We start from the raw sequence: 21,616 nt of genomic DNA, 5'->3' as shown, positions 1-21,616 counted from the left end.
TGTCGAGAGCTCCCCTGCCCGGACCTGCCGAACGTGCGGGGAAGGGAGTTCCTGACTCGCCCGGTCCTGGTGGGACCAAGCTCACAGTGGCGGGACCGCGCCGGAATCGCACCGGGCTTCCTCCCCTGTCGCCGTCTGTGGCGACGACGGACCCGGAGGTCCGTCACTGGGCATAGTAAGGGCCTGAGGGCGACGATGGGCCATACGGATCGGATGAGATGGTCGGTATGCTCGCCGCCATGCCTCCCCCAGCCCCCCGTTTCGCGCAGCCCGACGACGCCCGTTTCCGGGCTCGCGGCGACGCCTGCCCCGGTGCGCTGCGGCTCCACCGGGCGGACGACGGGGCGTTGGCGCGCGTCCGTGTGCCCGGTGGTGTGCTGACCTGGGACCAGGCGGACGGGCTGCGGGAGTTGGCCGGCGGGCTGGGCGATGGTGAGCTGTATCTCACTTCGCGCGGCAATGTGCAGCTGCGCGGTCTGGGTGCGGAGTGCGGCGCCGAACTGGCTTCCCGGATGAGCGGAATGGGACTTTTGCCCTCCGGGCGGCATGAGCGGGTCCGCAATGTGGTGGCCTCTCCGCTGTCCGGGCTCGACGGGCTCGGTGCGCGCGATGTCCGCCCGTGGCTGACCGCGCTGGACGCGCTGGTCTGCGCGAGCGAGGAGGCGGCCGGGCTTTCGGGGCGGTTCCTGTTCGCGCTCGACGACGGCCGCGGCGATGTGGACGCGCTGGGCGCGGATGTGACGCTGCGGGCGCGGGACGACGGGGACGCGGAGCTGCGGATCGGGGGGCTGGAGCCGGTCGCGCGGATTGCGGGGGACGAGGCGCCGCGAGCGGCGCTGCTCGCGGCGGTGGTGTTCCTGGAGGCTGCGGGCGGTTCCGGTGCGGATTCGGGGGCCGGTGCGGATTCCGGGGCCGGTGCGCGCGTCGCTTCCGGTGCGTGGCGGGTCGCCGACCTGCCCGGGGGTGCCGCGCCGTTGTTCGACGAGGTGGTACGGCGGTTGCGTGCCGTCGGGCTGTCCGTCGTCCTCGGGACCGTACCGGTGCCGGCCGCCGCCCCCCCGGTGCTCGGTGTGGTCACCGGCCCCGGCGACACGGACGCGCTGTCCGTCGGGCTGCCGCTCGGGCGCGCCGACGCGGTCCGGTGGCGGACGCTGACCGACCTCGCCCGGGACCACGGCGCCGGCGAGTTGCGGCTCACCCCGTGGCGCGGAGTCGTCGTGCCCGGCGTCCGGCGGGACCGGGCGCCCCGAGCGCTCGACGCGCTGGGGGCCGCCGGCCTGGTCACCGGGGACCGGTCGCCGTGGTCCGGGGTCGGCGCCTGCATCGGCCGGCCCGGATGCGCGAAGTCCCTGGCCGATGTGCGGGTTGACGCGGAAGCAGCGGCCCCGCCCGTCGCGCCGCCCGGGACCGCGCTGCCGGTCCACTGGTCCGGGTGCGAACGGCGGTGCGGCCACCCACGCGGTGAGTGGGTCGACGTCGTCGCCGGAACGGACGGCGGCTACCGGGTCTCCGTCGTACGGGACGGCGGCCGGACCGGGGAGCCGGAGCGCGTCGCCGGTGACCCCGCCGCGCTGGCCACCGCCGTGGCGGCGGCCCGCACCACCCGCACCTGACTTCCCCACCCCACACTTTTCCGCCCGACCCCCCGCCCGATGAAGAGAGCGACACCACTGTGCACGAGTACGAGAAGGACGGACCGGCCATCTATCGCCAGTCCTTCGCCACCATCCGGGCGGAGGCGGACCTCGCCGGCCTGCCCGCGGACGTGAGCCAGGTCGCGGTCCGGATGATCCACGCGTGCGGCATGGTCGACCTCGTACGCGACATCGGCTACACGCCCGACGCGGTCGCCCGCGCCCGCGCGGCGCTGCGGGCCGGCGCGCCGATCCTGTGCGACGTGGCCATGGTCGCCAGCGGCGTCACCCGCAAGCGGCTGCCCGCGGACAACGAGGTGGTGTGCACCCTGTCCGACCCGGCGGTGCCCGGGCTCGCGGCGGAGCTGGGCACGACCCGCTCGGCGGCGGCCCTGGAGCTGTGGCGGGACCGCCTCGACGGCGCGGTCGTGGCCGTCGGGAACGCGCCGACCGCCCTGTTCCGGCTGCTCGAAATGATCGAGGAGGGGGCCCCGCGCCCCGCGGCCGTCATCGGGGTGCCGGTCGGGTTCGTCGGCGCCGCCGAGTCCAAGGACGCCCTGGCCGCCCACCCGTCCGGGCTCGACCACCTGATCGTGCGCGGCCGGCGCGGCGGGAGCGCCATCGCCGCCGCCGCGCTCAACGCCATCGCCAGCGAGGAAGAGTGACCGTGAGCGAGCAGAAGACGGGACGGCTCTACGGGGTCGGGCTCGGCCCCGGGGATCCGGACCTGATGACCCTGCGCGCGGTGGAGGTCATCGCCGGGGCGGACGTCGTCGCGTACCACAGCGCCCGGCACGGCCGGTCGATCGCCCGGTCCATCGCGGCCAGGCACCTGCGCGCCGACCACATCGAGGAGGCCCTGGTCTACCCCGTCACGACGGAGACCACGGACCATCCGGGCGGATACCGGGGCGCGATGGAGGACTTCTACACCGAGGCGGCGGCCCGGCTCGCGGCGCACCTGGACGCGGGGCGCACGGTCGCCGTGCTCGCCGAGGGCGACCCGCTCTTCTACGGCTCGTACATGCACATGCACAAGCGGCTCGCCAACCGCTACCCCACCGAGGTCATCCCCGGGGTCACCTCGGTCAGCGCCGCCGCCGCCCGGCTCGGCACCCCGCTCGCGGAGGGCGAGGAGGTCCTGACGATCCTTCCCGGCACCCTGCCGGAGGAGGAGCTGACGGCCAGGCTGGCCGCGACGGACGCGGCCGTGGTGATGAAGCTCGGCCGCACCTTCCCCGCCGTGCGCCGCGCGTTCGAGGCGTCGGGCCGGCTGCCCGAGGCCCGCTATGTCGAGCGGGCCACGATGGCCGGGGAGCGGCTGGGCGAACTCGCGGACACGGACGCGGACTCGGTGCCGTACTTCGCGGTCGCCGTCCTGCCGAGCCGGATCGACGCCCGCCCCGAACGCGCCCCGGGCGACGGCGAGGTGACCGTCGTCGGCACGGGTCCGGCGGGGCCGCTGTGGCTGACACCCGAGACGCGCGGGGCGCTGGCCGCCGCCGACGACCTGGTCGGCTACACCACGTACCTGGACCGGGTGCCGGTCCGGCCGGGGCAGGTACGGCACGGCTCGGACAACAAGGTGGAGTCGGAACGGGCCGAGTTCGCGCTCGACCTGGCCCGGCGCGGGCGGCGGGTGGCCGTGGTGTCCGGCGGCGACCCGGGCGTCTTCGCCATGGCGACGGCCGTCCTCGAAGTGGCGTCGCAGGAGGAGTACGCGGGCGTGCCGGTGCGGGTGCTGCCCGGGGTGACGGCGGCCAACGCGGCGGCGGCCCGGGCGGGTGCGCCGCTGGGCCACGACTACGCGACCATCTCGCTCTCGGACCGGCTCAAGCCGTGGGAGGTCATCGCGGAGCGGCTGCGGGCCGCCGCGTCGGCGGACCTGGTGCTCGCGCTGTACAACCCCGGTTCGCGGAGCCGGACCTGGCAGGTCGGCAAGGCGCGCGATCTGCTCCTCGAACACCGCTCGCCGGACACGCCCGTGGTCCTCGGCCGGGACGTCGGCGGGCCGGCCGAGAGCGTACGGACCGTGCGGCTGGGCGACCTCGATCCGGCCGAGGTGGACATGCGCACGATCCTGATCGTCGGGTCGTCGCAGACCCGGTGGGAGCGGCGGGGCGAGGGTCAGCAGATCGTGTGGACGCCGCGCCGCTACCCGGAGAACTGATCCGTCAGCCAGGCCAGGGCCTCTTCCGGGCTGCCGGCCACCGCGCCTCCTTCGGGGACCGGTGGCCGGCGGACCACCACGACCGGGATGCGCGCCTCGCGGGCGGCGGTCAGCTTGGGGGCGGTCGCGGTGCCGCCGCTGTCCTTGGTGACGAGGACGTCGACGCGGTGGCGGCGGATCAGCTCGCGCTCCCCTTCGAGGGTGAAGGGGCCCCGGTCGAGGAGGGTCTCCATCCGCGCCGGGTACGGCGGTTCCGGGACGTCCACGGACCGCATCAGGAACCACAGGCCGTCCAGGTCCGCGAAGGCGGCGAGGCCCATCCGCCCGGTGGTGAGGAAGACGCGCCGTCCGAGTGCGGGCAGCGCGTCGGCCGCCTCGGACAGGGAGCCGACCGGGTGCCAGTCGTCGCCGTCACCGGGCACCCAGCCGGGCCGGCGCAGCATGAGCAGGGGAACATGGGCGGCGGCGGCCGCGACAGCCGCGTTGAAGGTGATCGTCCCGGCGAAAGGATGGGTGGCGTCGATGAGCGCGTGCACCCGGTGCGAGCGGAGCCAGTCCGCGAGCCCGTCGGCTCCGCCGAAGCCCCCGACGCGGACCTCCCCCGGCGGGAGCTTCGGCCGGGCCACCCGGCCGGCCAGGGAGCTGGTGACCCTGCTCCCGGCGGGCAGCTGGGCCACCAGCAGCTCGGCGAGCCGGCGGGCCTCCGTCGTCCCGCCCAGAATCAGTACGTGCACAGGGACCATCCATGAGTGAGGCGAAAGGCGGGCGCGGCGCCCAACTCAAGCACACCGGTCTGCGGCCCGGCTGGACGACCGGTGCCTGCGCCACCGCCGCCGCGACGGCCGCGTACACGGCGCTGCTGAGCGGCGACTTCCCCGACCCGGTCACGATCACGCTGCCCAGGGGCCAGACCCCGGCGTTCGCCCTGGCGGTGGAGGAGCTGGCCGACGGGCGGGCGACGGCGGGCGTGGTGAAGGACGCGGGCGACGACCCGGATGTGACGCACGGCGCCCTGGTGCGGGTGAGCGTGCGGGTGCTTCCGGCGGGCTCGGGCGTGGTGTTCCGGGCCGGGCCGGGCGTGGGTACGGTGACGCTGCCGGGGCTGCCGCTGGAGGTCGGCGAGCCGGCGGTCAACCCGGTGCCGCGCCAGATGATCCGGGACCACATCGCGGAGGTCGCGGCGGCGCACGGCGGGTCGGGGGACGTCGAGGTGACGATCGGCGTGGACCACGGCGAGGAGATCGCCCGCTCCACCTGGAACCCGCGCCTGGGCATCCTGGGCGGCCTGTCGATCCTCGGCACGACCGGGGTGGTGGTGCCCTACTCCTGCTCGGCGTGGATCGACTCCATCCGCCGGGGTGTGGACGTGGCGCTCGCGGCCGGGCTCACCCATGTGGCCGGCTGCACGGGCTCCACCTCGGAGAAGACGGTGGTGGCCGAGTACGGTCTGCCGGAGATCGCGCTGCTCGACATGGGCGACTTCGCTGGCGCGGTGCTCAAGTACGTACGCCGCCATCCGGTGGACCGGCTCACGGTCTGCGGCGGGTTCGCCAAGCTGTCGAAGCTCGCCGCCGGCCATCTCGACCTGCACTCGGGGCGCTCCCAGGTCGACAAGGGGTACCTGGCGGAGCTGGCCCGGCGGGGCGGCGCGGACGAGGCCCTGGCCGCCGAGATCGCCGTCGCCAACACAGGCCTCGCCGCACTCCAGTTGTGTCAGGCGCACGGGGTGCCGCTGGGCGATCTGGTGGCCGTGGCGGCGCGGGACGAGGCGCTGTCGGTGCTGCGGGGAGCGCCGGTGGCCGTGGACGTGATCTGCGTCGACCGGGCGGGCACGGTGGTGGGGCGCAGCTCCGTGCGCTGACCCGCCCGCCCGTCCGGCCGGATGGTCAGCAGGTGTGGCGGTCGCGGGCCGGCGAGTAGAGGTGGCTGTCGCGGAACTGCTCGGCGCCCAGGGTGCGGCCGACCATGATGACGGCGGTACGGATGACGCCCGCGGCCTTCACCTGTTCCGCGATGTCCTCCAACGTGCCGCGCAGGACCAGCTCGTCGGGGCGGGAGGCCATCGCGACGACGGCGGCCGGGCAGTCCGCCCCGTAGTGCGGCAGCAGCTCCTCGACGACGCGGTCCACGTAACGGGCGGCCAGGTGCAGGACGATCAGGGCGCCGCTGCGGCCGAGCGTCGCCAGGTCCTCGCCCTCCGGCATGGCGGTGGCCCGCTGGGCGATCCGGGTCAGGATGACGGTCTGGCCCACGGTCGGCACGGTCAGCTCGCGCTTGAGGGCCGCCGCCGCCGCCGCGAACGCGGGGACGCCGGGCACCACTTCGTACGGCACGCCCGCCTCGTCGAGGCGGCGCATCTGCTCGTTGACCGCGCTGAACACCGAGGGGTCGCCGGAGTGCAGCCGCGCCACGTCGTGGCCGGCCCGGTGCGCGTCGACCAGTTCGGCGGTGATCTCGTCGATGTCGAGCTGCGCGGTGTCCACCAGCCGGGCGTCGGCCGGGCACTCCGCCAGGAGCTCGCGGGGCACCAGGCTGCCCGCGTACAGGCACACCCCGCAGGCGGCGAGCGTGCGGGCGCCGCGCACCGTGATCAGGTCGGCGGCGCCGGGGCCCGCGCCGATGAAGTACACGGTCATCTGTCGTCTCCTGAGGGTTGTGCGGTGTCCGTGGTGGGCTTGCGTACGGACCACTGGGTGACGGGCATGGCCTGGCGCCAGCCGGTGAACGTGCCGACGGGCACGGCGTGCGACACGGCGAGGCGTACCAACTCACCGCCGTGCGCCTTGTGCTGGGCGGCGAGCAGCGCCTCGGACTCCAGGGTGACCGTGTTGGCGACCAGCCGGCCGCCGGGCGGGAGCGCCGCGAGACAGCTGTCGAGGAGTCCGGGTGCGGTGAGGCCGCCGCCGATGAACACGGCGTCGGCTACGGGGAGCTGGTCCAGGCAGTCGGGGGCGCGGCCGGTGACGACGCGGAGGCCGGGGACGCCGAGCCGGGCGGCGTTCTCCGCGATGCGCGCCGCGCGGACGGGGTCGCGTTCGACGGTTATGGCCCGGCAGGAGGGGTGGGCGCGCATCCACTCGATGGCGATCGAGCCGGAGCCGCCGCCGATGTCCCACAGGAGTTCGCCGGGGGCGGGGGCGAGCACGCCGAGCGTGACGGCACGGATGTGACGCTTGGTCAGCTGTCCGTCGTGGGCGTAGGCCTCGTCCGGCAGGCCCGGTACGGCGCCGAGGCGCAGCGCTCCGGGGGCGGTCCGGCACTCGACGGCGATGACGTTGAGCGGGTCCCCGGCCGGGTGGTCCCAGGTGTCGGCCAGGCCCTCGGCGCATGCCTCGTCCTCGCCGCCGAGCTGTTCCAGGACCCGCATGCGGCTGGGTCCGAAGCCGTGGTCCCGCAGCAGTGCGGCGACCGTGGCCGGGGTGGTGGCGTCGGCGCTGAGGACGAGGAGCCGGCGCCCTTGGTGCAGGGCGGCGGCGAGCCGGGCGGCGGGCCGGCCGACGAGGGTGACGACCTCGGTGTCCTCCAGCGGCCAGCCGACGCGGGCGCAGGCGTAGGACACGGACGAGGGGTGCGGCAGGACGCGCAGCCGGTCCGGGCCCAGGACCTCGGTGAGGGCGCGGCCGATCCCGTAGAACATGGGGTCGCCGCTGGCCAGGACGGCGATACGGCGGTCCGCGTGGGCGGCGAGCAGGCCGGGGACTGCGGGGCGCAGGGGCGAGGGCCACGGCACCCGGGCGCCCGCGCACTCCGGCGGGAGCAGGCCGAGCTGGCGTCCGGCACCGATGAGGACCTGGGCGTCCCGCAGTGCGTCGCGCGCCGGTCCGGTGAGCCCCGGCCAGCCGTCGGCGCCGATCCCGACCACGGTCACTGCGGGCGGGAGGGGGTGCTCGGGGGTCACGGACGGTACCTCGGGTCTCGGGGGCTGGCGCACCCGCACTCTACTGGCCGGTCACAGGCGGCCCCTAGGAGCTTCCTCCAGGGAGTACCGCAGCTGCCATGTGTTTTCCCATGGAAAGCTGTAAATGCGATGTGTTCACCCATACTCTTTGGCACATGCTGCTCTCCATGACTCCTGCTCCCACCCAGCGGCGCGCCGCCGCGGCCCTCGTCGTCGTGGGCCTGCTCACTCCTCTCACCGCGTGCGGCGGGGACGACGACACCAAGGACACGGCCACCGGCCTCACCGTCCTCGCCGCGTCCTCCCTCACCGATGTGTTCAAGGAGGCGGGTGCGGCGTACGAGAAGGAGCACCCGGGGACGAAGGTGACGTTCTCCTTCGCCGGGTCGCAGGAGCTGGCCGCGCAGGTCAAGCAGGGCGCCCCCGCCGACGCGCTGGTCACCGCCGACACGAAGACGATGGACGGTCTGAGGACGGACACCGGCACGCCGACGGTCATCGCGAAGAACCGCCTCGTCATCGCGACCGGGAAGGGCAACCCGGAGAAGATCGAGAACCTCGCGGACCTGGCCGGCACCGGGCTGAAGGTGGTCCTCGCCGCGCCCGAGGTGCCGGTGGGCCGGTACAGCAAGCAGATCCTGGACGCGCAGAAGATCACCGTGAAGCCGGTCTCCCAGGAGCCCAACGTGCGCGCGGTACTCAGCAAGGTCGAGCTGGGAGAGGCGGATGCCGGGCTGGTCTACAAGACCGATGTCGCCTCGGCCGCCGGCAAGGTCGACTCGGTCGGCATCCCGGACGAGCAGAACGCCGTCGCCTCGTACCCGGCGGCGACCTTGAAGACCAGCGAGCACGGCGCGGCGGCCGAGGCGTTCGTAAAGTGGCTGTCCTCGCCCGAGGCACGGAAGATCCTGACCGGTGCGGGCTTCCAGCAGCCGTAGCGTGGACAAGGAACGCCGATGAACCGATCCCCCCGCGCGCCGATCGTGCTGGCGCTCCCCGCGCTCCTGGCCGTGGCGTTCCTGCTGCTGCCGCTGGCCGGCATCCTCGCCCGCACCTCGTGGGGCGAGCTGGGCGGCCACCTCACCAGCGAGGGCACCACCCAGGCGCTGACGCTGTCGCTGATCGTCTCCGGCTGGGCCCTGGGCCTCTCCCTCGTCCTCGGGGTGCCGCTGGCCTGGCTGCTGGCCCGGGTCGACTTCCCCGGCAAGGTCTTCGTCCGCTCGCTGGTGCTGCTGCCGATGGTGCTGCCGCCGACGGTCGGCGGTGTCGCCCTGCTCCTGGGCTTCGGCCGCCGGGGGCTGCTCGGGCCGTGGCTGGAGGACTGGTTCGGCATCACGCTGCCCTTCCACACCTCCGGCGCCGTGCTCGCCGCGACCTTCGTCGCCATGCCGTTCCTGGTGATCAGCCTGGAGGGCGCGCTGGGCGGGCTGCGCCCCCGTTACGAGGAGACGGCCGCGTCCCTGGGGGCTTCGCCGGTACGGGTGTTCTTCACGGTCACGCTGCCGATGGTCGCCCCCGGGCTGGCCGCGGGCGCGGCGCTGACCTGGGCGCGGGCGCTCGGCGAGTTCGGGGCGACCATCACCTTCGCGGGCAACCTCCCCGGCACCACGCAGACGCTGCCCCTCCAGGTCTACCTGCTGCTCCAGGACAGCCCGGAGGCCGCCACCTCGGTGTCCCTGCTGCTCCTCGTCATCGCCATGGCGGTGCTGCTGGCGCTGCGCGGGCGGTGGACCGGGACGCCGCGGGCGCGTACGCCACGGGAGGTCGTCCACGACGACCCCGCGCACGTACGCGAGCAGCCCCTCCCGCAGCCGTCCGGCTCGGAACTCTGGCCGCTGCACGCCGAGGTCACCGGCTTCAACGAGCTGACGCTCGACGCGGAGGCCGGCACCACCATCGCCGTCGTCGGCCCCAACGGCGCGGGCAAGACGACCCTCCTGCGCGCCCTGCTCGGCCTCACCCCGCGCGCCCACGCCCGGCTCCGGCTCGGCGACACCGACGTCACCGCCCTGCCCGCCCACCGCAGGGGCGTCGCCTGGGTCCCGCAGGACGGCGCGCTGTTCCCGCACCTGAGCACCCTCGCCAACACCGCGTACGGGCTGCGCGCCCGGGGCGTGCCGCGCGCCGAGGCCCGCCGCAGCGCCCAGGAGTGGCTGGACCGGCTCGGCGTCGGGCACCTCGCCTCCCGCCGGCCCGCCCAGGTCTCCGGCGGGCAGGCCCAACGCGTGGCGCTGGCCCGTGCGCTGGCCGCCCGCCCCCGCCTGCTGCTCCTCGACGAACCGCTCGCCGCGCTCGACCAGACCACCCGGTCCCAGGTCCGGCACACCCTGCGCCGCCACCTCGAAGGGTTCGGCGGCGTCTGCCTGATCGTCACCCACGACCCCGTGGAGGCCGTCGCGCTGGCCGACCGGGTCCTCGTCCTGGCGGAGGGCCGCACGCTCCAGGACGCCCCGCCCGCCGAGGTGACCCGGCACCCGCGCTCCCCGTGGGTCGCCCGGATGCTCGGCCGCAACGCCTGGACGGGGACGACCACCGCCGACGGGCTCGCGCCGGCAGGCGGCGGCCACCTCGTCGTCGCCGACCCGCTGCCCGCCGGGGCGCCCGCACTCGCGGTCATCGCGCCCGAGGCCGTCTCCGTACACCGGGAGAAGCCCACCGGGAGCCCGCGCAACGTGTGGCCCGGGACGGTACGGGAGATCACCTCGGGCGGGAGCCGGCTCCGGGTGCTCGTGGGGTCGGAGCAGGCGCCGGACCTGGTCGCCGAGATCACCCCGCAGGCCGCCGCCGAGCTGTCCCTCGCGGACGGGGTCGCGGTGTGGACCAGCGTCAAGGCCACCGAAGTGACGCTCGTGGCGCTCTGAACGGGCGGTCAGTAGACGTCCCGGACGTACCGCTTGTCGGCGGCGAGCTGCTTCACGTACAGCGCGGCGGCCTCCGGGTCGAGCCCGCCGTGCGCGACGGCGATGTCGCGCAGCGCCCGGTCGACGTCCTTCGCCATCCGGGCCGCGTCGCCGCACACGTAGAAGTGGGCGCCGTCGCGCAGCCACGACCACAGTTTGGCGCCGTGCTCGCGCATCCGGTCCTGTACGTAGACCTTGGCGCGCTGGTCGCGGGAGAAGGCGGTGTCCAGGCGGGTGAGGGTGGAGTCGGCGAGGAAGGACGTCAGCTCCTCCTCGTAGAAGAAGTCGGTGGCCCGGTGCTGTTCCCCGAAGAACAGCCAGTTGGGGCCGGGGTCGCGGCGGGCCCGGCGCTCCTCCAGGAAGCCGATGAAGGGGGCCACGCCGGTGCCCGGGCCCACCATGACCATCGGTGCGTCGGGGCGGGCCGGTGGCCGGAAGTGCGGGGCGCGGCGCACGAAGACCGGGACGCCGGTGTCGGGTGGCGCGTCCGCGAGGAACGGCGAGCAGACACCGGCGCGCGGGCGGCCGTGGAGGTTCTCGTAGCGGACGACGGAGACCGTCAGGGAGAGGCGGTCGGGGTCGGTGAGCGGGCTGGACGATATCGAGTACAGGCGGGGCTGGAGGGGTTTGAGGATGCCGGCCCACTCCTCGGGGGTGGCCTTGACCGGGTACTCGGCGAGGACGTCGACGGCCTGCCGGCCCCAGGACCAGCGGGCCAGCTCGCCCTTGTTGTCGGGCCGCAGCATCTTCTTCAGGTCCCGGTCGCCGGTGCGTTCGGTGACGAAGCCGAGCAGGGCGGGGGTGAGGCGGGTGATGTCCAGGTGGCTGTGGAGCGCGTCGCCGAGCCGCAGGCCGCCGAGGCCGGAGACCTCGATCGGTGCGTCGGCGTCGAGCCCGGTGACGGAGAGCCATTCGGCCACCAGGTCCGGGTGGTTGACGGCGTGGACGCCGAGCGCGTCCCCGGCCGCGTACTCCAGGGCGGTGCCGGTGCCGCTGGTGTCGAAGGTGAACCGTCGGACCTCCTTGCCGGAGCCGGGCAGGCCGAGCAGCCGGTTGCCGGCCAGCCGGGCCGTGACGGGTGCGGGCTTGGGGGTGCGGGCCGGGGCGGGCGCGGGGGCCGGCCGGGGCGCGGAGGCCGTGCCGGTGGGCGGGGCGGTGAGACCGGCGAGGACCTGGTCGAGCCAGCTGAGCGCGGACGGCTCGTAGTCGGGTTCGCAGTCGGTGCGCGGGGCGAGGCGGACGGCCCCGAGCTCGTCCAGGCGGCGGTCGAGCCGGCGCCCGTGCCCGCAGAAGTCGTCGTACGAGGAGTCGCCGAAGGCCAGGACCGCGTACCGCCTGCCGTCCAGGGGTGGGAGGTCCGCCGCCGTCAGCGCGTCCCAGAACCCGGAGCCGTTGTCCGGGGCGTCGCCGTCCCCGAAGGTGCTGGTGATCAGGAGGAGGTCGGCGGCGGGCGGCAGGGCGCGCGGGTCGGCCTCGTCCATGCCGAGGAGCCGGGTGCGGTGGCCCGTGGCGGTGAGCCGGTCGGCGGTGGCGACGGCGAACTCCTCCGCGTTGCCCGTCTGCGAGGCCCACAGCACGACCACCTCGCGGCCGGGGGCCTCGGCTGCTGCGGGCGCGGGGTCCTGGGCGGGCTGTCCGGTGCGCGAGTACATGCCGGCCAGGACGCCGTTGACCCAGCGGGCGTGCTCGGCGCCGAAGGGCGCGCCGGGCGGGAGGACGGGGACGCCGGGGGCGCCCAGGGGCAGCCCGGCGAGGAAGCCGACCAGGTACTGCCGCTCGTGCTCGGCGAGAACCGGGGGCGGGGTGGTCTCCAGACCGAAGACGGCGGCGGTTTCCGGAGCAGCCGGTACGGGAACGGGCACGGCCGCCACCTTCGTCAGGGTCACCGCGCACACCTTGAACTCCGGCTGGAAGGAGACCGGGTCCACAAAGTCGCTGGTCACGGCGTTGACGCTGAGGTACTCGCCGAAGAGGTCGTTCCAGTGGAAGGGCGCGAAGCAGCAGCCCGGGGCCACCCGGTCGGTCACCACGGCCGGCAGCACGGCCCGGCCGCGCCGCGACTCGACCTCCACGGAGTCTCCCTCCGCGATCCCGAGCCGCGCCGCGTCCTCGGGGTGCACCTCCACGAACGGGCCGGGGTTCAGACGGTTGAGCTTGGCGACCCTGCCGGTCTTGGTGAGGGTGTGCCACTGGTGCTGGACCCGTCCGGTGTTGAGCAGGAACGGGTAGTCGTCGTCCGGCAGTTCGGCGGCCGGAAGGTGGGGGCGGGCGAAGAAGCGGGCGCGTCCGGTCGGTGTCGGGAAGACCGGTCCGCCGCCGTCCGGGGCGAGGTAGCGGACGGGGTTGCGGGCCGGTCCGCCGGCGGTGGGCGCGGGCCACTGGACGGGGGCGGTGCGCAGCCGCTCGTACGTCACGCCCCGCAGGTCGTAGCCGGTCCGGGGGTTCGCGGCGCGCTTGATCTCCTCGAAGACCTCCTCGGCGCTGTCGTACGTGAAGGCGTCCTCGTACCCCATGGCGCAGGCGATACGGGCGATGATCCGCCAGTCCGCGAGGGCCTCGCCGGGCGGCTCGACGGCCGGGCGGGCGAGGGTGAGGTTGCGTTCGCTGTTGACGAGTACGCCCTCTGCCTCGCTCCACAGGGCGCCGGGCAGGACGACGTCGGCGTAGGCGTTGGTCTCGGTGTCGGCGAACACGTCCTGGGTGACGACGAGTTCGGCGGCCTCCAGCGCCTCGATGACCGTACGGCGGTTGGCGACGGAGGCGACGGGGTTGGTGCAGATGATCCAGCACGCCTTGATGTCCCCGGCCGCCATCCGCTCGAACATCTCGACGGTGCCCCGGCCGCACTCGTCCTTGCGCAGGGTGCCGGGGGCCAGCCCCCACAGCTCCTCCGTGAAGGCCCGGTCCTCGTCGTCCAGGAGTGAGCGCTGCCCGGGGAGCCCCGGCCCCATGTAGCCCATCTCGCGGCCGCCCATGGCGTTGGGCTGACCGGTGAGCGACAGGGGGCCGCTGCCCGGGCGGCAGATCGCGCCGGTCGCCAGGTGCAGGTTGATCAGCGCGTTGGTGTTCCAGGTGCCGTGCGTGGACTGGTTGAGCCCCATCGTCCAGCAGCTCGTCCACTCCCCCGCCTCGCCGATCCACCGGGCGGCGCGGCGGATGTCCTCCTCCGGGATGCCGGTGATCGCGGCGACCGCGTCCGGCGGGTAGTCCGCGAGGAACTCCGGCATCGCCTCCCAGCCCTCGGTGTGCTCCGCGACGAACGCTGGGTCGGTGTGGCCGTTCGCGTGGAGCAGGTGCAGGAGGCCGTTGAGGAGGGCCAGGTCGGTCCCGGGGTTGATCCGCAGGAAGAGGTCGGCCCTGTCGGCGGTGGCGGTGCGCCGGGGGTCGACGACGATCAGCTTGGCGCCCGCCTTGACCCGGTCGAGCAGCCGCAGGAAGAGGATGGGGTGGCAGTCGGCCATGTTGGCGCCGATGACCAGGAAGACGTCCGCGCGGTCCAGGTCGTCGTAGGAGCCGGGCGGGCCGTCGGCGCCGAGCGACAGCTTGTAGCCGCTGCCCGCGCTCGCCATGCACAGCCGCGAGTTGGACTCGATGCGGCTGGTCCGGACGAACCCCTTGGCCAGCTTGTTCGCCAGGTACTGCGCCTCCAGGCTCATCTGCCCGGACACGTACAACGCGAGCGCGTCCGGCCCGTGCTCGTCGACGATCGCCCGCAGCCGCCGCGCGGTCGACGCGACCGCCTCGTCCACGGCCACCGGCACCGGCTCCGCGCCCCGCTCGGGCCGCATCAGCGCGGTGGTCAGCCGGCCGGGCGCGGCGAGCATGTCGGCGGTCGTCGCGCCCTTGGTGCAGAGCCGCCCGGAGTTCGCGGGGTGCGCCTTGTCCCCCGACGCCTTGAGGACCTTACGGCGCCCGTCGGGCCCGGACGCGATGTCGAGGACCATGCCGCAGCCCACCCCGCAGTACGAGCAGACCGTACGGACCTGAGTGGCGTCGGCCGACGAGCTCTGTGGGGGCACCGGGGAGACCTTCCGTGAATCGGATCGTCCCCCGACCGTAGGAAGGCGCCGTTACGCCGGTGTGGCCCCGGCCGATCATGGGCGGTAACGCTCGCCGCACACCGCGCGGGCGGGCGGTGTGAGAAGCCCGGCGCGTCAGGTCTCCTCGGTGAGCTGTTCGTCCAGGTCGTCGAAGAGGAGTTCCGCGTGGTCGACCTGGCCGGTGCGGTAGGCGGAGCGGGCGACCAGGTGAGCCGCCACCGGGCCGGTCATCATCTGGAAGAAGCCGATCAGCGCGAGCGTCGCCAGGTCCATGCCGCTGCGCAGCCGCAGTGCCACCCCGGCGAGCACGATCAGCATGCCCAGCGCCTGCGGTTTGGTCGCGGCGTGGCTGCGGGAGAGGACGTCCGGCAGTCTCAGCATGCCGACCACGCCGAGCAGGCAGATCGCGGCGCCGAGGAGCACCAGCGCCGCGCCCGCCGTGTCGAGGATCTGGAGCCAGACGCTCATGGCCCCTCCTCCCCGCCGTGCCCGGCCCGCTCCCCTTGCGGACTGCCCGGCGGCCGGTCGCGTACGGCGATGAAGCGCGCGATGCCGACCGAACCGGTGAAGCCGAGGAAGGCCAGCACCAGCATGATCGGGAAGTAGAACGGGTCGCGGGCGAGTGCCGACTTGGCGCCGAGTCCGGCGATGATCAGGGCGGCGCAGACGTCCAGGGCGATGGCCCGGTCCAACATGGAGGGCCCGCGCCAGACGCGGGCGAGCAGAGCCGCCCCGGCGATCAGGATCAGGACGACGGCTGCGACGATCAGCACCCGGTCCACGGTCTGGGGCGCGCTCATGGCCTGTCCTCCTGGTCGGCCTGCGGTGGGCCGGTGTGCGGTGCGGGCGGGGGCGGGGCGGCGACGCGCTCGATCTCGTCGCGGGTGCCGAAGGCCCGTACGATCAGCTCTTCCGTGCGCCAGACGGACCGCTGGGCCGCCGCCAGTTCGGCGGGCCGGCCGTCCAGGATGTGCACGAAGACCGTGGCGGTGGCGCGGCGCACCTCGACGACGGAGCTGTCGGGCGCGTTGGACACCGCGACGGCGACGGCGGTCAGCATCAGGTCCGAGCGGCAGCGCAGCGGTACGGCGATGACGGCCGCCCGGCGCGGCTGCCGGCCGTGGATCTGCCGGGTGACCTTCAAGCCGGAGGTGTACATGTCGTAGAGCAGATAACCGGCCAGCCGCACGATGCCCCAGGGGTGCAGCCGCAGCCCGAGGTCCACCGTGGGCAGCGGGAAGGCCAGGCAGACGATCACCGCGACCACGGCCCCGGTCAGCAGGTTGGCCCAGTTGAGGCTGGACCAGAGCAGCACCCAGATGACGGTGAGCCAGGCGATCAGCGGGAGGTCGAGCACCCGCCGGCGCCGCCCGCGGAACGCGGCGCTGAACGGCGGCAGGTCCTTGTTCCGGAACGAGAAGGTGATCAGGCGCCTCACCGGCCGAGGGGGTGTCTGACAAATTCCCGCGGCGTCGCGTCGCCTGGCACGCACGCTCGCGGCGTTGCCGAAAAGCCCTAGTAGCTCCGCTACAAGGACTCTCCGGCGCCTTGCGATCGCACGCACCAGACGCCGCTCCTTCCTCCACGGGCATTTGTCAGACACCCCCGAGCACCTCCTCGATGTAGGGCCTGCGGGCGATGAGTTCGGCGGCCGAGCGGTCGGTGTACGAGGTCAGCGGGCCGGCGAACACGGTGAAGGCGAGGCCGAGGGCGACCGCGGCGGCCGTGGCCCAGGTCATCGGGCGGGGCAGCACGCTGGTGGTGGTGACGGCGTGGCCGTGGAGGGTCGCGGCGACGGCGAGCCCGGCGGGCTGGTGGCGGACGCGGACGCCCTCGTCGCCGGTGCCCGCCATCCGGTCGGGCCCCTCGTCGGCATCGTCGTCGTCGCTGTCGTCGTCCGACTCCAGGACCGTGCCGGCGGCGGCCTGGCCCGGGGGCGCGGCCCGCCAGAAGGCCAGGTTCCAGACCTTGGCCATCACGTACAGCGTGAGCAGGCTCGTCGCGGTCGCCCCGGTGACGAGGATCCACGCCCACACCCCGCCGTCGGCGACACCGGCGCGCATGAGGCCGAGCTTGCCGATGAAGCCGGAGAGCGGCGGGATGCCGGCGAGGTTCATCGCGGGGACGAAGAAGAGGACGGCGAGGGCGGGGGCGGCGCGGGCGAGGCCGCCGATCCGGGTGAGCTCGGTGGTGCCGCTCCGGCGTTCGATGAGCCCGGCGACCAGGAACAGCGTGGTCTGGACGGTGATGTGGTGGACGACGTAGACGATCGCTCCGCCGTACGCCTGCCGGGTGGCGAGGCCGATGCCGAAGACCATGTAACCGATGTGGCTGATGAGGGTGAAGGAGAGCAGCCGCTTGAGGTCGGTCTGCGCCACGGCCCCCAGAATGCCGACGATCATCGAGGCGAGCGCCGCCGCCATCAGCAGGTCACCGAGCCGGTTGCCGGGGAAGAGCAGGGTCTCGGTCCGCAGCATGCAGTAGACGCCGACCTTGGTCAGCAGCCCGGCGAAGACGGCGGTGACGGGGGCGGGCGCGGTCGGATACGAGTCGGGCAGCCAGGCGGCGAGCGGGAAGACGGCCGCCTTGATCGCGAAGACCGTCAGCAGCATCGCCTGGATCAGGGTCTGGACGCCGAGCGGGAGAGCGCCCAGGCGTTCGCCGAGCTGGGCGAAGTTCGCGGTGCCGGTCGCCGCGTACGTCATGGCGATGGCGGTCAGGAAGAGCATCGAGGAGAACAGCGAGATGATCACGTACGTGGAGCCCGCCCGGATGCGCGGTCCGGTGCCGCCGAGGGTCAGCAGGACGAAGCTCGCGACGAGCATGATCTCGAAGCCGACGTAGAGGTTGACCAGGTCACCGGCGAGGAAGGTGCAGGAGACGCCCGCGACCAGGATCAGATAGGCGGGGTGGAAGACCGCGACGGGCGTCTCCTCGTCCCGGTCGGCCATGCCCTGGCCCAGGGAGTAGACGAGCACGCACAGGGTGATGGCCGAGGAGACCGTCAGCATCAGCCCGGAGAGCCGGTCGGCGACCAGGGTGATGCCGAGCGGCGGCGCGAAGTCGCCCAGGTGCACGGAGAGCGGGCCGTCCCGGTCGGCGGCGATCATCAGGGCGACCGAGAGGCCGAGTACGGCGGTGAGCACGACGACGCTGATGAAGCGCTGGATCTGTTTGAGCCGGGTGCCGAAGGCGAGGCTCAGTCCGGTCGCGCAGAGCGGCAGCAGCACCGGCAGCGGGACGAGGGCGTTCATCCGGTGTCTCCTGGGTTCTGGGCGTCGGTGCCGGGGCCCTGCGGGTCCTCGGTGCTCGCGTAGTCCTCCGGGTCCGCCCCCAGCACGTCGTGCCACAGGTCGCCGGTGGCGTCGCGGCCCCTGGCCTGGAGGGCGCGGTCGGCGCGCAGCCGGGCCCGCAGGCGGCGGCGCTCCTCGCGGTAGGCGTGGCGGGCCTCGGCGCTGCGGTCGCCGTCGGCCCGGAACCGGGCGCGCAGTTCGTCGCGTTCGTCCAGCACTTCGGCGCGGAGCACGATGCGCCGGTCCTCCAGGTCGTCGTGGACCTCGTCGGTGCCGGTCAGCTGGTGGCTGCGGTAGGCCATGGCGAGCAGGAACGCGGTGGTGGCCAGGGTGATGACGATCGCGGTGAGGGCGATGGCCTGGGGCAGCGGGTCGGTGACCCTGGCGAGGTCGACCCCGTACAGCAGCGGTTCACGGCCGGCCGTGCCGGTGGCGGACAGGATGAACAGGTTGATGCCGTTGCCGGCGATGACCGCGCCCAGCAGGATGCGGGTGAGGGGCCGGGTCAGCATGAGGATGCCGCCGACCGCGCAGAGGACCGCCGCGGTGGCCAGGAGCGAGGCGCTGACGGTCACGGGGTGGCCTCCCCGGTCTCCGGTCCGGCCCCGCGGGCGGCCGCCTTGTCGGCCGCGGCCCGCTCGATCTGGCGGTCGATCTTCGCGCCGAGGGCCCGCACGATGTCGAGGACGACGCCGAGGACCAGCAGGTACACCCCGCAGTCGAAGATCACCGGGGTCCCGAACTCGAAGTCGCCGATGAACGGCAGATGGCCGTGGTACGTCCAGGCGTGCAGGACCGTTCCGTCGGAGAGGCCGAACAGGGCGACGCCGGTGGAGACGAAGAGCCCCAGCCCGGTGAAGAGGCCGGGCTGCAGGGGCGCGGCCTCGGCGAGTTCGAAGCGCCCGCCCGCCAGGTAGCGGGTGATCAGGGCGAGGCCCGCGACCAGCCCGCCGACGAATCCGCCGCCCGGCATGTTCTCGGCGCAGAACAGCAGGTAGACCGAGAGCACCAGGATCGGGTGGAACAGCAACCGGGTCACCACCTCGAAGACGACGGACCGGTGCTCGGGCGCCAGCGTGGCCCCGGCCGCCAGCCAGCCGCGCTCGGGCGCCCCCTCGTCGCCCTGCGGCACCCCGGTCAGCGGCTCGGCGGTCACGGACCAGGCGGTGCGGCCCCGTGCCTCCGTGGGCGTCGCCGTCCCCTCGGCGCGGCGGTGCAGGTAGATGAGGCTGGTCACGCCGACCGCGGCGGCGGCGAGGACCGCGGACTCCCCCATCGTGTCCCAGGCGCGCAGGTCGACCAGGATCGTGGCGACGACGTCCTTGAGGCCGTGGTGGGCGGTCTCCTCGACCATGGCGGCGCCGGCCGGGGGCGCGGTGCGCGCGGCGGCGGCGACCCAGACCACCACGCCGAGGGTGGCCGCGGCGGCCAGGGCGACCGGGATGCGCACGGCCCGCCGCCAGGTGCTGACGGACTCCTGGAAGTGCACCGGCATGCGCCGCAGCACCAGCACGAACACGATCATCGACACGGTCTCGACGCAGAACTGGGTGAGCGCCAGGTCCGGGCCGCCCTGGACGACGAACAGCAGCGCGGTCCCGTATCCGGTCAGTCCGGCCAGCACCACGGCCTTCATGCGCCGTCTGACGGTGAGACACAGGAGCGCCGCCGCACAGGTCAGGGCGGCGACCGCGCCCTGGAGCGGTACGTCCCATAGCCGGGGCGCGGACGCGCCCTGCCAGGGCCGGTCCGCGATGAGCACGGCGAGCTGTCCGGCGAGCATCACCAGCAGTGTGGTGGCGAGGTACACGGAGAGCGAGCCGCGCTGGACGAAGCCGGTGGCCTGGAGGGAGAGGCGTTCCAGGCCCAGGAGCAGCCGGCCGAAGACGCCGTCGGCGGTGGGCCAGGCGACGCGCCGGGAGAGCCGGGCGACCCGGTCGCGCGCGGCGAAGAGGACCGCGCCGCCCAGGGTGGCGACGGCGGAGAGGAGCAGGGCGGTGCCCCAGCCGTGCCAGAGCGCGAGGTGGTACGGGTGGGCGGGGGCTGGGAAGGCGTCGGCGTAGGCGCTGAGCAGCCGGTCGGTCCAGCCGACGCCGGGTCCGAGCGCCAGGCCGCAGAGGGCGAGTACGGCGGGCGCGGCGAGGAAGGCCGGGCCGACCCGGTGCACGGGGGTGTCGGCGACCCCGGGTTTGCGCAGGAAGCCGCCCCAGACGAAGCGGGCGGTGTACGCCACGGTGAGCGCCGAGCCCGCGACCGTGATGCCCAGCGCCCAGCGGTCCGCCGTGTCGCCGTGCAGCAGCGCCTCGAACGCCGCCTCCTTCGCGGCGAAGCCGAGCAGCGGGGGCAGGGCGGCCATGGAGAGGGCGGCGAGGACGGCGACGGCGCACACGTGGGGCAGTGCGCGTCCGACGCCCGAGAGCTTGCGCAGGTCGCGGGTGCCGGCCGCGTGGTCGACGATGCCGGTGACGAGGAAGAGCGGGGCCTTGAAGAGGGCGTGGCCGAGGATCATGACGGCGGCGGCCAGCGCGGCGTCGCGGTTGCCGACGCCCGCGAGGAGGGTGAGGAAGCCGAGCTGGCTGACGGTGCCGTAGGCGAGGACGATCTTGAGGTCGTGCAGCCTGAGGGCCCGCCAGCCGCCGAGGAGCATCGTCGCGGCGCCGAGGACCATCACGACGGGCCGCCAGCCGGGCACGTCGGCGAAGGCGGGCGCGAGCCGGGCGACCAGGTAGACCCCGGCCTTGACCATCGCGGCGGCGTGCAGATAGGCGCTGACGGGGGTGGGCGCGGCCATGGCGTTGGGGAGCCAGAGGCTGAACGGCCAGACGGCGGACTTGGACAGGGCCCCGCACAGGATGAGCAGGACGGCGACCTGGACGGCGGTGGTCGCCGGGGGCGGGTCGGCGAGGATCGCGGAGATGCGGTAGGTCCCGGCTTCCTGACCGACGATCAGGAAGCCGACGAGCATGGCGAGGCCGCCGAGCGTGGTGACGGTCAGCGCCTGGAGGGCGGAGCGTCTGCTGTGGCGCTGCTCGCTGTCGTACCCGATGAGCAGGTACGAGAAGACGGTGGTGAGCTCCCAGAAGACGTAGAGGGAGATCAGGTCGTCGCTGAGGACGAGGGCGAGCATGGCACCGGCGAAGGCGAGCAGGTTCCCGGCGAATCCGGCCAGGCGGGGTGTCGTGTCGTTGAAGTAGGAGGCGCAGTACAGCAGGACGAGCGTGCCGACGCCGGAGGCGAGCAGCACCATGAGTTCGGCCAGCGCGTCCAGGCGCAGGTCCACGGAGACGCCGTAGTCGGGCATCCAGGCCCACGACCAGTCGACCGAGGAGCCGGATGCGGCCGTGTCCCACTGGGCGAGGGCCCAGCAGGTGGTGGCGGCCGGCGGCAGCGCGAGGACGAGGAAGGCGCGCGCCCCCAGCCCTCGCACCAGCGGACGCGCGAAGGCCGCGAGGACGAAGTGGCAGACGATGAGCGCGGTCATGCGGCGGGGCGGTGGGGCGCGGCGGCGGGTGACGGGGTGCGCGGGGCTGCGGAACGGACGAGGGGCACTAAATACAGATATATCCCCGGCCGTGCTTCACCCGTACGGCGCGCCGCGTCCGGGCCGGATCAACGGGTTCGTGGCGATCATGTGCGTGACCGGTGTTGCACATGTGAGCCCGCTTCCATTCCGTTTTTGCA

The 21,616-nt window shown here is 74.1% G+C and carries 16 protein-coding genes and 1 riboswitch; of the genes, 6 read left to right on the top strand and 10 right to left on the bottom strand.

What is annotated here, in order from left to right:
* Positions 1–25: 25 nt before the first annotated feature.
* Positions 26–180: riboswitch (cobalamin riboswitch) on the bottom strand.
* A gap of 38 nt (positions 181–218) precedes the next feature.
* The 3 genes from cobG to OG242_RS25930 are packed head-to-tail and all read left to right on the top strand — an operon-like array spanning position 219 to position 3,804.
* Positions 219–1,613: a precorrin-3B synthase gene (cobG, locus tag OG242_RS25940; RefSeq protein WP_405900434.1), complete on the top strand. Its 1,395-nt coding sequence runs from the start codon at positions 219–221 to the stop codon at positions 1,611–1,613.
* Positions 1,614–1,672: 59 nt separating this feature from the next.
* On the top strand, positions 1,673–2,299 hold the full coding sequence (locus tag OG242_RS25935) for a precorrin-8X methylmutase (RefSeq protein ID WP_147975493.1): 627 nt from the start codon (positions 1,673–1,675) through the stop codon (positions 2,297–2,299).
* The gene (locus OG242_RS25930; protein ID WP_405900433.1) at positions 2,296–3,804 is read left to right on the top strand and encodes a precorrin-2 C(20)-methyltransferase; all 1,509 of its coding nucleotides are present in this window, start codon (positions 2,296–2,298) and stop codon (positions 3,802–3,804) included. The genes OG242_RS25935 and OG242_RS25930 overlap by 4 nt, the downstream gene beginning before the upstream one ends.
* On the opposite strand, the gene OG242_RS25925 is transcribed toward OG242_RS25930, so the two are convergent.
* Positions 3,789–4,538: a cobalt-precorrin-6A reductase gene (locus OG242_RS25925; protein ID WP_405900432.1), complete on the bottom strand. Its 750-nt coding sequence runs from the start codon at positions 4,536–4,538 to the stop codon at positions 3,789–3,791. The two genes, OG242_RS25930 and OG242_RS25925, sit on opposite strands and share 16 nt — an antisense overlap.
* Before the next feature lie 11 nt (positions 4,539–4,549).
* On the opposite strand from OG242_RS25925, the gene OG242_RS25920 reads away from it, so the two are divergent.
* Positions 4,550–5,665 (top strand): cobalt-precorrin-5B (C(1))-methyltransferase, encoded by a 1,116-nt coding sequence (locus OG242_RS25920; protein WP_405900431.1) that lies wholly within the window; start codon positions 4,550–4,552, stop codon positions 5,663–5,665.
* 25 nt (positions 5,666–5,690) lie between these two features.
* Here OG242_RS25920 and cobM read toward each other — a convergent pair whose 3' ends face one another.
* Together cobM and cbiE are read right to left on the bottom strand one after the other, a co-directional pair.
* Positions 5,691–6,440, bottom strand: a complete 750-nt coding sequence (gene cobM, locus OG242_RS25915; protein ID WP_405900430.1) for a precorrin-4 C(11)-methyltransferase — start codon at positions 6,438–6,440, stop codon at positions 5,691–5,693.
* The gene (cbiE, locus tag OG242_RS25910) at positions 6,437–7,702 is read right to left on the bottom strand and encodes a precorrin-6y C5,15-methyltransferase (decarboxylating) subunit CbiE (RefSeq protein WP_405900429.1); all 1,266 of its coding nucleotides are present in this window, start codon (positions 7,700–7,702) and stop codon (positions 6,437–6,439) included. The genes cobM and cbiE overlap by 4 nt, the downstream gene beginning before the upstream one ends.
* Before the next feature lie 167 nt (positions 7,703–7,869).
* Between cbiE and modA the strand changes: the two genes are divergently transcribed.
* Positions 7,870–8,640, top strand: a complete 771-nt coding sequence (gene modA, locus OG242_RS25905) for a molybdate ABC transporter substrate-binding protein (protein WP_405901727.1) — start codon at positions 7,870–7,872, stop codon at positions 8,638–8,640.
* Positions 8,641–8,658: 18 nt separating this feature from the next.
* Positions 8,659–10,563 (top strand): ABC transporter permease, encoded by a 1,905-nt coding sequence (locus tag OG242_RS25900; protein WP_405900428.1) that lies wholly within the window; start codon positions 8,659–8,661, stop codon positions 10,561–10,563.
* 8 nt (positions 10,564–10,571) lie between these two features.
* On the opposite strand, the gene OG242_RS25895 is transcribed toward OG242_RS25900, so the two are convergent.
* The 7 genes from OG242_RS25895 to OG242_RS25865 all read right to left on the bottom strand — a co-directional run bounded on the left by OG242_RS25895 (position 10,572) and on the right by OG242_RS25865 (position 21,416).
* Entirely contained in the window at positions 10,572–14,621 is a 4,050-nt protein-coding gene (locus OG242_RS25895) for a molybdopterin-dependent oxidoreductase (protein ID WP_405900427.1), read from the bottom strand.
* A 135-nt stretch (positions 14,622–14,756) separates the two neighbouring features.
* Positions 14,757–15,110 (bottom strand): monovalent cation/H(+) antiporter subunit G, encoded by a 354-nt coding sequence (gene mnhG, locus OG242_RS25890; protein ID WP_405900426.1) that lies wholly within the window; start codon positions 15,108–15,110, stop codon positions 14,757–14,759.
* On the bottom strand, positions 15,107–15,442 hold the full coding sequence (locus OG242_RS25885) for a monovalent cation/H+ antiporter complex subunit F (protein ID WP_405900425.1): 336 nt from the start codon (positions 15,440–15,442) through the stop codon (positions 15,107–15,109). The genes mnhG and OG242_RS25885 overlap by 4 nt, the downstream gene beginning before the upstream one ends.
* Positions 15,439–16,080: a Na+/H+ antiporter subunit E gene (locus OG242_RS25880; protein WP_405900424.1), complete on the bottom strand. Its 642-nt coding sequence runs from the start codon at positions 16,078–16,080 to the stop codon at positions 15,439–15,441. The genes OG242_RS25885 and OG242_RS25880 overlap by 4 nt, the downstream gene beginning before the upstream one ends.
* 157 nt (positions 16,081–16,237) lie before the next feature.
* Positions 16,238–17,896, bottom strand: coding sequence for a Na+/H+ antiporter subunit D (locus tag OG242_RS25875; protein ID WP_405900423.1), 1,659 nt, complete (start codon positions 17,894–17,896; stop codon positions 16,238–16,240).
* A complete protein-coding gene (locus OG242_RS25870) occupies positions 17,893–18,510 on the bottom strand; it encodes a Na(+)/H(+) antiporter subunit C (protein ID WP_405900422.1) in 618 nt (205 codons plus the stop codon). Before OG242_RS25870 ends, OG242_RS25875 begins: the two co-directional genes overlap by 4 nt.
* Positions 18,507–21,416 carry a Na+/H+ antiporter subunit A gene (locus OG242_RS25865; protein ID WP_405900421.1) on the bottom strand — a complete coding sequence of 970 codons (2,910 nt, stop codon included), beginning with the start codon at positions 21,414–21,416 and terminating at the stop codon, positions 18,507–18,509. The genes OG242_RS25870 and OG242_RS25865 overlap by 4 nt, the downstream gene beginning before the upstream one ends.
* Positions 21,417–21,616: the final 200 nt, after the last annotated feature.

It is taken from the genome of Streptomyces sp. NBC_00727 (assembly GCF_045161745.1).
Taxonomy (GTDB): Bacteria; Actinomycetota; Actinomycetes; order Streptomycetales; family Streptomycetaceae; genus Streptomyces.
The sequence above is the reverse complement of the archived record's forward strand: the minus strand, read 5'-3'. Positions and strand labels throughout refer to the sequence as shown.